Here is a 13,141-nt window from a genome sequence, read left to right as displayed (position 1 = left end):
TGTATGTAAACACAAGTTAAGGTCCTGAACCGACGTCTTCCAGTCGGCAAGTTGTGCAAGCGTGACGAAACCCAGGGCAGACAACATTTTTCACAGCTGAATCTCGTTACAGATCACCTGAGGTGGTTCATGTCCGCTCCGAACGCCCGGTGTGCCGCCTGCGGGACGGCACTGCCCGCCCGCGATCCGGCCACGTCCCCCCATCCGGGCGGACGCCCGGCGCGGCACTGCTCGAACGCCTGCCGACAACGCGCGTACCGCAGGCGGGTAGCCACGGAGACCCGCCGCGACACCACCGGTCTCCCGTTGCTGTCGCGCGGGCTGGACACGTTCATCGGGCGCAAACGCGAGACGGCCGATGTGCGCCGGCTGCTCACCCGGCACCGGCTCGTCACCCTCATCGGATCGGCCGGAGTCGGCAAGACCCGGCTGGCCGTGGAGCTTGCCGACCGGGCCCGGCCCGCGTTCCTCGACGGTGTCCTCTGGGTGGATCTCTCCGGTATCGACCGGGACGAGCAGGTCTTGCCCGCACTCCGCGACGCCGTCAAGGCCGACGGGGAACCGGTCCGCGCCACCCGCGGGCGGACGGACCACGCAGTGCTCCTGGTGCTGGACAACTGCGAGCAGGTCGTCCGCGGCTGCCTGGCGGCCGTGGCCGCCATCCTGCGGGACTGTCCCCATGTTCACGTCCTGGCCACGGCGAGGGAAGCACTGGGGATCCCCGGCGAGCAGATCTACCCGGTACGGGAGCTCGCACTGCCCGGACCCCACGAGGACATGACGCCGGATCGCCTCTGCCGGATCGAAGCCGTCCGCCTTTTCGTCGACCGGGCCCGGCGGGCGGACCCCGGGTTCACGGTCACCATCGGCAACATGGCCGATGTCGTGGCGATCTGCCACGAGATGGAGGGAACACCGCTTGGCCTGGAATTGGCGGCGCAGCGTGTACGGCTGCTCGGGGTGGCCGGCCTGCGCCACCTGCTGGCCGACCCACTCGAACTGACGAACGACGTCGACCGGGCCGTGCACCCACGGCACCGGAGCCTCCGCTCGGCGATCGAATGGAGCTACCGGCTCCTCGATCCCGGTGAGCAGGCCGTGTGGCGGCGCCTTTCCGTCCTGACCGGTCCGTTCGACACGGAGATCGCGGTCGCGGTCGGCACGGGGAACGGGCTCGCCGCGGAGCCCACGCTGTCCATCGTGGGCCGGCTCGAGGCGAAGTCCCTCCTGGTGTCGGTACCGGGTGCGGACGGATCGATGTCACACCGCCAACCGAACCTCGTACGCGCCTACGGCCGCACCCTCGTTGCCACGGCAGGGGAATCCGACGCGACACAGGAACGGCTCGCTTCCCATCTCGCGGCCGCGATCGAACCGCATCTGAACTCGTTCCTGATTCCGCCCGCGGTCTGCGCGCAGATCGCCGCCCGGGAGCACCAAGTGCTCGCCGCGATCGAGTGGCTGGTGTCCCGCGACGATCCCAGGCTCGCCGTGCTCGCTTGTGGACTGGCCCGGTCGTGGCTGGCACTGGGCCGGAACCTGGTGCGCAGCCAGGATCTGCTCAACGACGCACTGGCGCGGGTATGGCACGAGCCGGATCTGACGGCCTCGTTGCTCGCCGCGTTGTGCAAAGCGATCCACCGGCACGGGAACTACGCCGAACAGCTGCGGATCGGGCAGGACGCGCTGGCGCTCGAACGGACCCTCGATCGGCCCAGCCGGCTGGCCTCGGTGCTGGACCTGCTCGCCGCGGGCCAGCGTTCCTTGGGACAGCACCGGGAGGCCTACGACGGGTACGCCCGCGCGCTCGGGATCGTGCGCACACTCGGCGACCCGGCGGAACTTTCGGTGATGCTCAACGATCTGGCCTGGGCGGCACTCGAGTGGGAACAGCCGGACCTCGCGCATTCGATGCTTGCCGAAGCCCTGCCACTGGCCAGGGCCCACGCCACGCCTGGACGACTGGCGAGCGTGCTCCACACCGCGGGAGCGCTCGCGCTCTCCGAAGGCGACCACGGCAGCGCCGAAACCGCCTTCGTCGACGCGCTGCGGTCGGGCAACCCGGCCGACGGCCTGAAGATCCCCTATTTCCTCGAAGGACTCGGCATCGCACTGGCCGCACAGAACGCCGAGGAACGCGGGCTGAGCCTGATCGCCTGCGCGGCAACCATTCGGAAGGCCGAGCGCGCCGTGGCCGAACCCGTCTGGCAGCGACAGGTCCAGCGGTCCGCGGAGAACACCGCTGCGCGCGTGGGCACGCGCCGGGCTCAAGCGGCCACGGCCGCCGGCAGCCGGATCGGGCTGGCCGGCGCCGCCGCGTACGCGCTCGGCACCAGTACGCATTCGCCGGCTTCAAGCGGAAACCTGCTGACACAACAGGAACACACGGTGGCGGCCCTGGTCGCCGACGGCCTGACCAACGAGCAGATCGCCCGGCAACTCCTGATCTCGGCGCGGACAGTCGCCACCCATCTCGAGCGCATCCGCGCCAAACTCGGTATCCGGTCACGACCCGCGATCGCGACCTGGTTCACGCGAGCCGGTCAGCTCGCCGGCGCCGACACCGGCGAACCCGCGAGCACACTCAGTGCGTCAGACGACCTGCGCGGGCCCGGCTCGGATCGAATGATCCCGGGCCGGGACTTGCCCGCCGATCAGCTCTTCATACTGGCGAACATGCCGGGCTCGTAGGAACCCGCCGGGCTGCGCACGATCACGTTGAGCCGGTTGGCCGCGTTGATCAGCGCGACCAGTGCGACCAGCGCGACGAGCTGGTCGTCGTCGTAGTGCTTGCGCGCATCGGCCCAGGTCTCGTCGGACACGCCGTGGTGGGCGTCGGCGAGCCGGGTGCCCTCCTCGGTGAGCGCCAACGCGGCCCGCTCGGCCTCGGTGAACACGGTGGCCTCACGCCAGGCCGCGACCAGGTTGAGCCGCACCGCGGTTTCACCGGCGGCCGCGGCGTCCTTGGTGTGCATGTCGGCGCAGAAGCCGCACCCGTTGATCTGGCTGGCGCGCAGCGACACCAGCTCCTGGGTGGCCTTCGGCAACAGCGATTGGTCGAGCACCATGCTGAGGTTGGCGAACCGCTTGCCGAACTTGGCGGCGAGCTCGTTGTCGAACAGGTTCAATCGGGCTTCCATGACTTCGTCCTTACTCGTGGCGTCGCAGTGAACGAACACCAGATGCCGCCGGCCCGAACTGTGTGACAGCGCGGCTACGTGACGCACGCCACAGCGGGTGGCTACCGTCTCGGTGTCACAAAACGGCGGCGACCGGTGTCCGATGGGCGAAACAGTCGAGAACGAACAGGAGCCACCATGGCCGGCACGTCGCGGACCGCCCCCGACGATCGCGACGGGAGCACGAGCCAGGACCCGGCGACCGAGGCGTTCCTCGCCCACCGCAACCTGCTGTTCACCGTCGCCTACGAGATGCTCGGCTCGGCCGCCGACGCGGAGGACGTTCTCCAGGAAACCTGGCTGCGATGGGCGGGCGTCGACCTCGGCACCGTCGAGAACCAGCGTGCGTACCTGGTTCGGATCGCCACCCGCCAGGCACTCACCCGGCTGCGCACGCTCGGCCGCCGCAAGGAGTCCTACGTCGGCTCCTGGCTGCCCGAGCCACTGCTCACCACACCTGACGTGGCCGAGGACGTCGAACTGGCCGACAGCGTCTCGATGGCGATGCTGCTGGTGCTGGAGACACTCACACCGACCGAGCGGGCGGTGTTCGTGCTACGCGACGTGTTCGCCCTCGGGTACGACGAGATCGCCGAAGCCGTCGACAAGAACCCGGCCGCGATCCGCCAGATCGCCCACCGGGCACGGGCACACGTCGCCGCGCGCCGGCCGCGCGGCGACATTTCCCCGGCCGAGACCCGAAACGCGTTCGAAGCGTTCCAATGGGCGGTCGAAACGGGCGACCTCCAACGGCTCGTCGACATCCTCGCCCCGGACGTCGTCCTCCTGGGTGACGGCGGCGGCATCAAACAGGCCGTGCCGCGCCCCATCGTGGGAGCCGGCAACGTGGCCCGCGTGCTGGCCGCCGGGCTGAGCAGGATCGCCGCGGCGTCACTGCGGCCGGCACAGGTCAACGGCTACCCGGCACTGATTCTCCGGCAGGACGGCGAGATCGACACCGTCCTCGCGATGCGCATCGACGACGGCCTCGTCACCGGGATCTACGCCGTGCGCAATCCCGAGAAGCTGTCGCACATGGAACAGGAGACCGCCCTGCGCCGCTGAGGCGTCCTAGTCGCTCAGCGGCGCGGCGGTGCTCGAGCGGACGACCAGTTCGGTCGGGACACTCACCGCCGCCGCGGCGGAGTAGGCCGAGTGCCATCTGGTCGTTGGCGGCGAACACGGCTGTCACCGCGGGTCGGCGGCGAGCCGAAGACCGTGGTCGTAGCCGGAGTGACATCGTCGTGCTCGAACTGGACACCATGCTCGAACCCGAAGCTCGCTTCCTGCCCGGTCCGTCTTTGGGCCACACCGAGTTCTGACCCACCAGCCCCGGCCACTCACGACCACTTGGCCGAGGCGTCGGCGATGGCCTGGTCCAGGATTTCCAGGCCCAGTCCCAGTTCCTCCTCCGTCGCGGTCAGCGGTGGCGCGATCCGGAACACCCCGCCCATGCCCGCCAGCTGGACGATGTTCATGTGCAGGCCGAGTTCGAGGCAGCGCCGGGTGACGGCCGCGCCCAGTTCGTCGGAGCTCGTCTTGGTCTCCCGATCGACGACCAGTTCGAGGCCGGCCAGCAGACCCCGGCCCCGGATGTCCCCCACGACGTCGTGCCGCTCGGCGATCCGCTCGAGGCCGTGGCGCAGCAACCCGCCGAGCTGGAGCGCGCGCTCGTCGAGGCGGTCGCGGGTCAGGACGTCGAGCACCGTGTTGCCGACCGCCGCGACCAGCGGGTCCGAAACATGCGTGGTGAAGAACAGGAAACCGCGGTCGTACGCCTCCTGCTCGATCTCGGCGCTGGTCAGCACCGCCGCCAGCGGCAGACCGGCGCCAAGTGTCTTCGACAGCGTCAGAATGTCCGGGACGACGCCGTCGCGCTCGAACGCGTACCACGTACCCGTGCGGCAAAGCCCGGTCTGGGCCTCGTCGAGGATCAGCAGCATCCCGCGCTCGCGGCACTTCTCCCGCAACGCGGCGAAGTAGCCCGGCGGCGGCTCGAGGACGCCGCCCGAGGACAGGATCGGCTCGACGATGCACGCGGCCAGGCTGCCCACGGACTGGGCGTCGATCAGGTCGAACCCGAAGTCCAGCTGAAGCCGCCAGTCGAGCGAGCCGTCGGCGTGGGTGAAGTCCGGCCGGTAGGGATTCGGCGCCGGGATGGCGAAGTTGCCCGGCGCCGACGGGCCATAGCCCTTGCGACCCGCGCTGTACGTCGCGCTCGCCGCGGCGTGCGTCATGCCGTGCCACGACCGCGCGAACGACACGATCTCGTGCTTGCCCGTGACGAGCTTCGCCATCCGGATCGCCGCTTCGTTCGACTCGGCGCCCGTGGTCAGCAGCAGCGCCTTCGTCAGCGGCGCGGGCAGCGTCCCGGCCAGCCTCCGGGCCAGATCGACGACCGGGCGGCTCAGCATCCCGCTGAACAGGTGGTCCAGCGACCCGATCTGCCGCCGCACGGTGTCGACGATCTCCGGATGCGAGTGGCCGAGGATCGCGCTCATCTGACCGGAGGTGAAGTCGAGGATGCGGCGCCCGTCCTCGGTGTAGAGGAAGCTCCCGGCGGCGCGGTCGATGATCTCGGGGGTGAACTCACCGCCGTAGCGGACGAGGTGCCGTCCGGCGTCGGCCCAGAACTCGATGGACGGCGATGCGGTGCTCGGAGTAGCCATGCCGTCGAAGTTAGGAGCCCTCGAGCGACACGTCCATCTCACGTTTCCGACTGTGCTGTTCGGCAGAACCGCACAACAATGGGCGCATGCTGAACCCGTGGCGGCTGCGGCTGCTGAGCCTGCTGGACACCTTGGGCACGGTCCGCGCGGTCGCCGAAGCGGCCAACCTGAGCGCGTCGAGCGTGTCCCAGCAGCTCGCTGTCCTCGAGACGGAGACCCGTACCCAGCTGCTGGAACGCACCGGACGCCGGGTCCGGCTCACGCCCGCCGGGCTGATGCTGGCACGGCGGGCCCGTGCGATCCTCGACCACATCGACACCGTCGAGGCCGAGCTGCGCAGCCTCGGTGAGGAACCGGCCGGGCTCGTGCGGGTGGGTGCGTTCCAGAGCGCGATCCACACCCTCGCCGTCCCGGCGGTGACCAAGCTGGCACGCACCCATCCGCACGTCGACGTCGAACTGCTGGAGCTGGAACCGCACGAGAGCATCCCGGCGCTGCGCGTCGGCGACGCGGACCTGATCATCACGACACCGGACTCCGTCGAGCTGCCGCTCGGCCCGGACGTCGACGTCGTCCCGCTGGCCACCGACCCGATCGTGCTCGTCGTGCCGCCGGACAAGGCGGGGCGCGGCCCGGCCGACCTCGCCGCCTACGCCGGTGAGCCCTGGGCGTTCGACATACCCCAGTCCTACATGGCGAACCTCGTGACCCGGCTGTGCCGGCAGGCGGGGTTCGAGCCGAGAGTGGTCTGCCGGTTCAGCAACTACCTGATGACTTTGGAGCACGTCGAGGCCGGGCTGTCGGTCGCCCTGCTCCCCGCGCTCGCCGTCGATCCCCGCTATCGGGTCGCCACGCGCGAGCTGGCACCGGCTGTCACCCGCACGATCACGGCGGTGGTCCGGCGCGGCTCGCGGCCGCGAGCCGCGGTCGACCTGGTGCTCGAAACGATGCGCCGCCTGCCGATGCCGGCCGGTACCCAGGGCGCTTGGGTATCACCCAGCCAGGGCGGCGTGGGCGCCGATCATCGGACGACTTCGTAGTGGAGGTGGGTCACGCCGGGTGCCGGGATGGCCTCCAGCAGACGGAGGCGCACGTGCTTCGGGAGCTCCTGGAAGAAGCTGCGACCGCCGCCCAGCAGGATGGGCACCTGGTGGAGGATCACGTCGTCGACGAGGTCCGCTTCCAGCGCGGAGGTCAGCGCGCCGCCACCCATGAGGGCGACGTCCTTGTCCCCGGCGGCCTCGCGTGCCGCCGCGATCGCGTCCTCGATGCCGGTGGTGACGAGCGTCTGCGTCTCGCTGATCTCGGGCGCGGGCCGGTGGCTGAGGACGAAGAGAGGCGCCGTCGGGTGCGGGCCACCGCCTCCCCAATGGCCGGAATGCTCGTAGGTGGTGCGTCCCGCGACAATCGCCCCCACTCGTCCCGCGATGGCGTCGAAGAACCGGGCGCTCGGCTCACTCAGCTTGAATCCGTCGAACAACCGGCTCGGTGTGTCCCCGTCCATGTACCAGTCGAAGAGCCTGGGCGCGTCACCGAGACCGCGGCCGAACTCCTCGTCGCCGTCGGGGGTGCGACCACTGATATAGCCGTCGACCGAGACTGCATGGGCGGTGAAGACCTTGCTCATATCTCTCCTTCGCCGGCGGGGCGCTGACGCCGCGCGTCCGGCCCGGTGCGGGGCCGGACGCGCGGAACGTCACTGGCGCACCAGCTCCACGACCGGGATGAGCCGATCGGTCTTCTCCTGGTAGGCACCGAACTGCGGCTGCACCGCGGCCTGCTTGGTGTAGACCTCGTCGCGCTCGGCGCCTTCGAGCACCGTCGCACGCACCGGGAACGTCTCCTCGCCGACCTCGACAGTGACCTCGGGGTGGGCGAGCAGATTGTGATACCACGCCGGGTTCTCCGGCGAGCCGCCCTTACTCGCGAAAATGAACAGACGGTCACCGTCGGCGAAGTAGACCAGCGGCGCGATGCGCTCGGTACCGGACTTGGCTCCGAAGTGGTGCACCAGGATCAACGGCGCGTCGGCGAACATACCGCCGACCTTGCCGCTGTTGGCGCGGAACTCCTCGATCACCGGTGCGTTCATCGCGGCGAAATCGGTCATGTGTTTCCTTTCTCGGGGTCGTCCGCTCCAGTATGCGTCTGGCGCTCGAACGACGCCGGGCCGTCCCATCCACTGCCCGCCGCCAGCGCGTCGATCGGCGCGGCGGACGTCATAGTGCCGGAAGCGATGTCAGTTGCTGACATCACGTGTAGTACTGTTGATGACAGCAACTGACATCAACAGCGAGGTTCCTCATACGAATCTTTGTGACCGGCGCGTCCGGCTTCATCGGCTCCGCCGTCGTTCCCGAACTCCTCGACGCCGGGCACCAGGTCGTCGGGCTCGCCCGCTCCGACGCCACCGCCGCCGCGCTCACCGCCGCCGGTGTGGAGGTCGTCCGCGGCACTATCGACGACCTCGAGGTCCTGCGGGACGCGGCCGCCGCGTCGGACGGCGTGATCCACCTCGCCTTCAAGGGCGACGTCGCGTTCAGCGGCGATTACCAGGGCGCCGTCGAGGCCGATCGCCGCGTCGCGGACGCCTTCGGCGACGCGCTCGCCGGCACCGGCCGCCCCTTCGTCCTCGCCTCCGGCCTGATCGGCCTCCCGCCTGGACGCGTGGTGAACGAGCGGGACATGCCCGCGATCGACGACTTGCCCATGGCGGTCCGATCGGCCACTGCCCTGGCGACGCTCGCCCTTGCCTCGCGCGGCGTCCGCTCATCGGTGGTGCGACTCCCTCCGACCGTCCACGGCGAGGGAGACCCCGCCTGGATGGCGGGCGTCGTCGCCACCGCCCGTGCCAAGGGCGTCTCCAGCTACCTCGGCGACGGCACCCATCGCTGGCCAGCGGTCCACCGCCTCGATGTCGCACGGCTGTTCCGCCTGGCCGTCGAGAAGGCACCGGCCGGGTCGGTGCTGCACGGCATCGCGGAGGAAGGCGTCGCGCTCCGCGACATCGCCGAGGTGATCGGCCGCCACCTCGACGTGCCGGTGACCTCCGTGACCCCCGAGGTCCCGCCTGCGCACTTGGCCTGGCAAAGCGCCTACACCAGTTTCAACGCCCGGGTGTCGAACACCCTGACCCGCGAACTGATGGACTGGCAGCCGGCCCACCCCGGCCTGCTCGAAGACCTCGACCAGGGCCACTACTACCGCACCCCTGCCACCACCACCTGACCAGCCCCGGAGACCTGTCCGGCTTTGCCGCCGGCACCATCGGAACCCTCCGGGGCCGGGCCTACTGCAGCGGGCCCGCCCCGGAGGTTCCGGCGCGCTGGGTATGGCGCTGTCCATCGCTTTCCCCGTGAGACCTTGTTTGAAGGGAAAGCCCCGCAACTCGAACCGGCGAATCTCGTCACCCGCCGCGTCGTCCGGGGTTGACCGGTGAAACGGACCATCGGCCACGAAACAGTGCTGGATGCCGATCCACCGGAGTCGGGCAGCCACTGGAGCTGTCCACATAGGGCCGATCCGCCACACCGTGCCGACAGACACCGTTCCTCGCGGCGTAGCGCAGCGCCTCCCGGACCTCAGACATGGTCAGCGGCGCAATCTTCACAGCAGACCTCGGGTGAACGGAACTTCTCGGACCCACCACAGCCATCACCGCAGCATCCAAGTCGACCGTGCTGAGGCTCCGTGCTCATGGTTGTTCCTTCCTGCCAGGTCCTGAGGGCTGGGGCCTGGCCAGGGTGGTGTCTTCGGGCGGGCCCTCGCCTGCTGCCTGGATGATCGACTCGGCCTGGGCCAGGACCGGGGCGTCGATCATTTTCCCGTCGAGCTGGAACGCTCCGCTCTTTTCACTCGCAGCGGCTGCACGTACCGTGCGGGCCCAGGACATCTCGTCGGCAGTGGGGCGAAAGCTCTCGCGGACGATCCGTACCTGGGTGGGATGGATGCAGGCCTTGCTGGAGAAGCCCGCGTCGGCTGCCTCATCCGCGTCGGCCCGCAAGGTCGCCGGATCGGTGATGTCCACGAACACCGAGTCGATGGCGGGGAGTGCGGCGGCGCGGGCGGCGAAGAGCACGCTCCATCGGGCCTGTGCCACCACGGGACGCATCCGCCCGTCGGCGGCGCGTCCAGGACGCCCGCCGAGGTCCGCGACGAAGTCCTCGCTGCCCCACATCAGACCGCGGCAGTTGGCCGCGCGCGCGATTTCCCGCGCCTCCAGGACGCCCGCCACTGTCTCGCACAGGGCGATGACCGGCCGAGGCGCGAGCGTCGCCACGTCCGCGGCCGTGGCGACCATCGGGAGCATCACGACGACGTCGGGACGCCGCTCCAGCGCCCGCATGTCGTCGGAGTGCCACGAGGTGCCGGTCGCGTTGACCCGGACGATGGTGCGAGCGGGATCGAGCCGGCCGAGCAGGCCGCTCAGTGCGTCGCGGGCCGTCGCCTTCCGTTCGGGGGCGACCGCGTCCTCCAGATCGATGATCACCGAGTCGGCGGCGCCCGCGGCCTTCATGACCCGTTCGGGCCGGTCGGCCGGGCAGAACAACAGCGCCGGCCCTTGGAGGCGGACGGGGGTGATCGTCATTCGAGGCCGCCGCGCTTGACCAATTGGCCGACGATGACGTTGCGCTGGATCTCGTTCGTGCCCTCACCCACGATCATCAGCGGGGCGTCACGGAAGTAACGCTCGACGTCGAACTCGGTGGAGTAGCCGTATCCGCCGTGGATGCGCACAGCGTTGAGCGCGATCTCCATCGCGGCTTCGGAGGCGAACAGTTTCGCCATGCCCGCCTCCATGTCGCAGCGTTGACCGGTCTCGTGGCGTTCGGCGGCGTGCAGGATGAGCTGACGAGCTGCCGTGAGCCTGGTGGCCATGTCGGCGAGATAGTTGCCGATGGACTGGTGCCGCCAGATGGGCTTGCCGAAGCTCTCGCGTTCCTGGGCGTAGCGCAGGGCGTCGTCGAAGGCGGCACGGCCGACGCCAAGGGCGCGGGCGGCGACCTGGATGCGGCCGGTCTCCAACCCCTTCATCATCTGGGCGAAGCCCTGGCCTTCCTCGCCCCCGAGCAACGCGGTGGCGGGCGCCCGGTAGTCGTCGAAGGAGAGCTCACAGCTTTCGACGCCCTTGTACCCGAGCTTGGGGAGGTCGCGGGACACGACCAGCCCCGGGCCGTGCTCCACCAGCAGGATCGAGACACCCTTGTGTTTGGGCTCGGACACCGGATCGGTCTTGCAGAGCAGCGCGATCAGCTGTGAGCGTCGGGAGTTGGTGATCCAGGTCTTGGAGCCGTTGACCACATAGCCGTCGCGGTCACGACGGGCGGTGGTGGACATGGCCTGCAGATCCGATCCCCCGCCAGGCTCGGTCAGTGCCATCGTGGCCCGGATCTCTCCGGTGGCCATTCTCGGCAGGTAGTGGTCCTTCTGCTCCTGGGTGCCGAAGGCGAGGATCAGCTTGCACACCACGGTGTGCCCGCCCATCGCGCCGGCCAGGCTCATCCAGCCACGGGCGAGTTCGGCGGTGACCAGCGCGTAACACGGCATGGAAACCGGGGCCTCACCCCAGGGCTCGGGAACGGCGAGGCCGAAAATGCCGAGATCCCGCATCTGCTCGATCAGCTTCGCGGGGTACTCGTTGGCGTGCTCGAGGTCGCGCACGACCGGGCGGACCTCACGGTCGACGAAATCGCGGACCGTGGCCAGAACGGCCTGTTCCTCGGTATTCAAAGAATTCATGTCAGCACTCATTCACTCGGTTTCCGTGCGGCCACGCCTGTGATGGATGGTGCATTGCCGGCGACGCCCGCAGACAACTCCAGTTCGCCGTTGGTTCCCCAGCGGCCCCCCGCGGCGATCTCCGCTCCGGAGAAGGCCGGTTTGCTGAGCCGGTAAGAGAACGACGAGAACCGCTCGCCGGGACGGTGCCGCCGGGGGACCTCCAACAGGAGTAGCGCCAGCAGCGGCCCGTGGACCACGAGGCCGGGGTACCCCTCGACGGAGGTCACGTACTCATGGTCGTAGTGGATGCGATGGGAGTTGAAAGTCAGCGCGCTGAACTGGAACAGGACGACCGGATCGGTGGCGAAGCGGATCTCCAGGTCGTGTCCTGGGTCCTGGGCTGGAGTTGCCGAGGCAGGCCGCCGGGGCGACCCTTGGGCCTGACCGACCGGCTGCGACCGGTAGGCGATGTCCTGTTCCTCCACGACGAGCAGCCGATCACCGTGGCTGATTTCGTGGCCCACGGTCACGAACGCCGTCTCACCGCTGCTGCCGTCTTTGACGACGACGCCGCGCACCGACGATCGGCGGGTCACCTCGTCGCCGATCAGGATCGGCGCGTGCCATGCCAGGCGCCCGCCGGCGAACATGCGACGCCGGTCTGGGATCGGCGGCAAGAAGCCGCCTTCCTGGGGATGACCGTCCTTACCAAGCTCAGACCGGCGATGGCCGTCGAGGAGGTAGAACCAATGCCACAGCGGCGGCAGCGGGTCGCCGCTGTGCATAGTGTCAGGCAGGTCCAACAGCGCCGAGAAGGCGTTGGCAGGCCGGGGATCGATCCGCCCGGTGGTGTTCACCGGTGCGGGTGCCCAGTCTTTGAGGGCCGCGTTCAGATCGGTCGTCATCGCTCTCCTAACGACTTTTGGGCTGCGCTACCGCCGATGCTGGGCGTTCGCGACGGCCGCCTTCGACGTGCCGGCGGAGCAGGTGGCGTGCCAACCCTCGGAGAAGCACGGTCAGCCCAGCAGGAGGCCGAGCCGTGCCACGATCAACAAATGGGCGGCGGGTCTCGCCGACACCTACGTGCTGACTCGCTTTGCCGAGTTCACCTGCCGCGCGGTGCCGATCGCGGTCCTGCCGTTTGGGAACGCCGCGTTCGTGGCGAACCCCGCCTTCACACGTAGCGTCGAGACCCTGCGCTCCGCCGGAGTGGTAGTGGATATTCTCATGGCAGACGCGGCTGACGACCAGGGTCTTGCGTCGGCACGCGGCCATCTGCTGAACCCGGGCGGGCCGTCCCCTGGCGTTGAGGTCACGACGGTGCCGGATGTGGCACACCTCGACACCATCATGTGACCCACACATTTCGCAGGTATCGGCGAGCAGACGCTTGACTACTTCACTGCGCCCGCTGTTCCACACCTGTTTCGGACGATCGTTAAGGTTGCCGGTCCTGATCTTGCGTGCCAAGGAAATCCACTCCACTGCACCACCAGCGCCGCCGCGCCCGCCTATGCTCAACCGACTGACGCAATCACCTTGGGAAACGACACCACCCGTGCCCGGCATGTG

At 69.2% G+C, this 13,141-nt stretch carries 14 protein-coding genes and 1 pseudogene; 6 read left to right on the top strand and 9 right to left on the bottom strand.

What is annotated here, in order from left to right; translation table 11 throughout:
- Positions 1-129: 129 nt before the first annotated feature.
- Entirely contained in the window at positions 130-2,691 is a 2,562-nt protein-coding gene (locus VGP60_RS37135) for an ATP-binding protein (RefSeq protein ID WP_327552889.1), read from the top strand.
- Here VGP60_RS37135 and VGP60_RS37130 read toward each other — a convergent pair.
- The gene (locus tag VGP60_RS37130) at positions 2,655-3,140 is read right to left on the bottom strand and encodes a carboxymuconolactone decarboxylase family protein (RefSeq protein ID WP_327552888.1); all 486 of its coding nucleotides are present in this window, start codon (positions 3,138-3,140) and stop codon (positions 2,655-2,657) included. The two genes, VGP60_RS37135 and VGP60_RS37130, sit on opposite strands and share 37 nt — an antisense overlap.
- A gap of 177 nt (positions 3,141-3,317) precedes the next feature.
- On the opposite strand from VGP60_RS37130, the gene VGP60_RS37125 reads away from it, so the two are divergent.
- Entirely contained in the window at positions 3,318-4,244 is a 927-nt protein-coding gene (locus VGP60_RS37125) for an RNA polymerase sigma-70 factor (protein ID WP_327552887.1), read from the top strand.
- A 104-nt stretch (positions 4,245-4,348) separates the two neighbouring features.
- On the top strand, positions 4,349-4,501 hold the full coding sequence (locus VGP60_RS37120) for a hypothetical protein (RefSeq protein WP_327552886.1): 153 nt from the start codon (positions 4,349-4,351) through the stop codon (positions 4,499-4,501).
- An 18-nt stretch (positions 4,502-4,519) separates the two neighbouring features.
- Here the strand turns inward: VGP60_RS37120 and VGP60_RS37115 are convergent, their stop codons facing one another.
- Complete coding sequence (locus tag VGP60_RS37115; RefSeq protein ID WP_327552885.1) at positions 4,520-5,848, bottom strand: aspartate aminotransferase family protein; 1,329 nt, start codon at positions 5,846-5,848, stop codon at positions 4,520-4,522.
- A gap of 86 nt (positions 5,849-5,934) precedes the next feature.
- On the opposite strand from VGP60_RS37115, the gene VGP60_RS37110 reads away from it, so the two are divergent.
- Complete coding sequence (locus VGP60_RS37110; protein WP_327552884.1) at positions 5,935-6,888, top strand: LysR family transcriptional regulator; 954 nt, start codon at positions 5,935-5,937, stop codon at positions 6,886-6,888.
- Here the strand turns inward: VGP60_RS37110 and VGP60_RS37105 are convergent.
- From VGP60_RS37105 to VGP60_RS37095, 3 genes are all read right to left on the bottom strand, one after another.
- Positions 6,870-7,475: a dihydrofolate reductase family protein gene (locus VGP60_RS37105; RefSeq protein ID WP_327552883.1), complete on the bottom strand. Its 606-nt coding sequence runs from the start codon at positions 7,473-7,475 to the stop codon at positions 6,870-6,872. The genes VGP60_RS37110 and VGP60_RS37105 overlap by 19 nt on opposite strands.
- A gap of 69 nt (positions 7,476-7,544) precedes the next feature.
- A complete protein-coding gene (locus tag VGP60_RS37100; protein ID WP_327552882.1) occupies positions 7,545-7,958 on the bottom strand; it encodes a nitroreductase family deazaflavin-dependent oxidoreductase in 414 nt (137 codons plus the stop codon).
- A complete protein-coding gene (locus tag VGP60_RS37095; protein WP_327552881.1) occupies positions 7,955-8,104 on the bottom strand; it encodes a hypothetical protein in 150 nt (49 codons plus the stop codon). The genes VGP60_RS37100 and VGP60_RS37095 overlap by 4 nt, the downstream gene beginning before the upstream one ends.
- Before the next feature lie 48 nt (positions 8,105-8,152).
- Here VGP60_RS37095 and VGP60_RS37090 point away from each other — a divergent pair, with 48 nt between their 5' ends.
- A complete protein-coding gene (locus VGP60_RS37090) occupies positions 8,153-9,076 on the top strand; it encodes an SDR family oxidoreductase (protein ID WP_327552922.1) in 924 nt (307 codons plus the stop codon).
- A gap of 466 nt (positions 9,077-9,542) precedes the next feature.
- On the opposite strand, the gene VGP60_RS37085 is transcribed toward VGP60_RS37090, so the two are convergent.
- From VGP60_RS37085 to VGP60_RS37075, 3 genes are read right to left on the bottom strand one after another with little or no spacing between them, the layout of a single operon-like run.
- Complete coding sequence (locus VGP60_RS37085; protein ID WP_327552880.1) at positions 9,543-10,436, bottom strand: CoA ester lyase; 894 nt, start codon at positions 10,434-10,436, stop codon at positions 9,543-9,545.
- Complete coding sequence (locus tag VGP60_RS37080; protein ID WP_327552879.1) at positions 10,433-11,587, bottom strand: acyl-CoA dehydrogenase family protein; 1,155 nt, start codon at positions 11,585-11,587, stop codon at positions 10,433-10,435. The genes VGP60_RS37085 and VGP60_RS37080 overlap by 4 nt, the downstream gene beginning before the upstream one ends.
- A gap of 8 nt (positions 11,588-11,595) precedes the next feature.
- A complete protein-coding gene (locus VGP60_RS37075) occupies positions 11,596-12,474 on the bottom strand; it encodes an FAS1-like dehydratase domain-containing protein (protein ID WP_327552878.1) in 879 nt (292 codons plus the stop codon).
- On the opposite strand from VGP60_RS37075, the gene VGP60_RS37070 reads away from it, so the two are divergent.
- On the top strand, positions 12,446-12,925 hold the full coding sequence (locus VGP60_RS37070) for a hypothetical protein (RefSeq protein WP_327552877.1): 480 nt from the start codon (positions 12,446-12,448) through the stop codon (positions 12,923-12,925). The two genes, VGP60_RS37075 and VGP60_RS37070, sit on opposite strands and share 29 nt — an antisense overlap.
- Here the strand turns inward: VGP60_RS37070 and VGP60_RS41840 are convergent.
- A pseudogene (locus VGP60_RS41840) lies at positions 12,857-13,138 on the bottom strand (hypothetical protein); the annotation flags it as partial. The gene VGP60_RS37070 and the pseudogene VGP60_RS41840 overlap by 69 nt on opposite strands.
- Positions 13,139-13,141: the final 3 nt, after the last annotated feature.

The organism is Amycolatopsis sp. (assembly GCF_036008905.1).
Taxonomy (GTDB): Bacteria; Actinomycetota; Actinomycetes; order Mycobacteriales; family Pseudonocardiaceae; genus Amycolatopsis.
The sequence above is the reverse complement of the archived record's forward strand: the minus strand, read 5'-3'. Positions and strand labels throughout refer to the sequence as shown.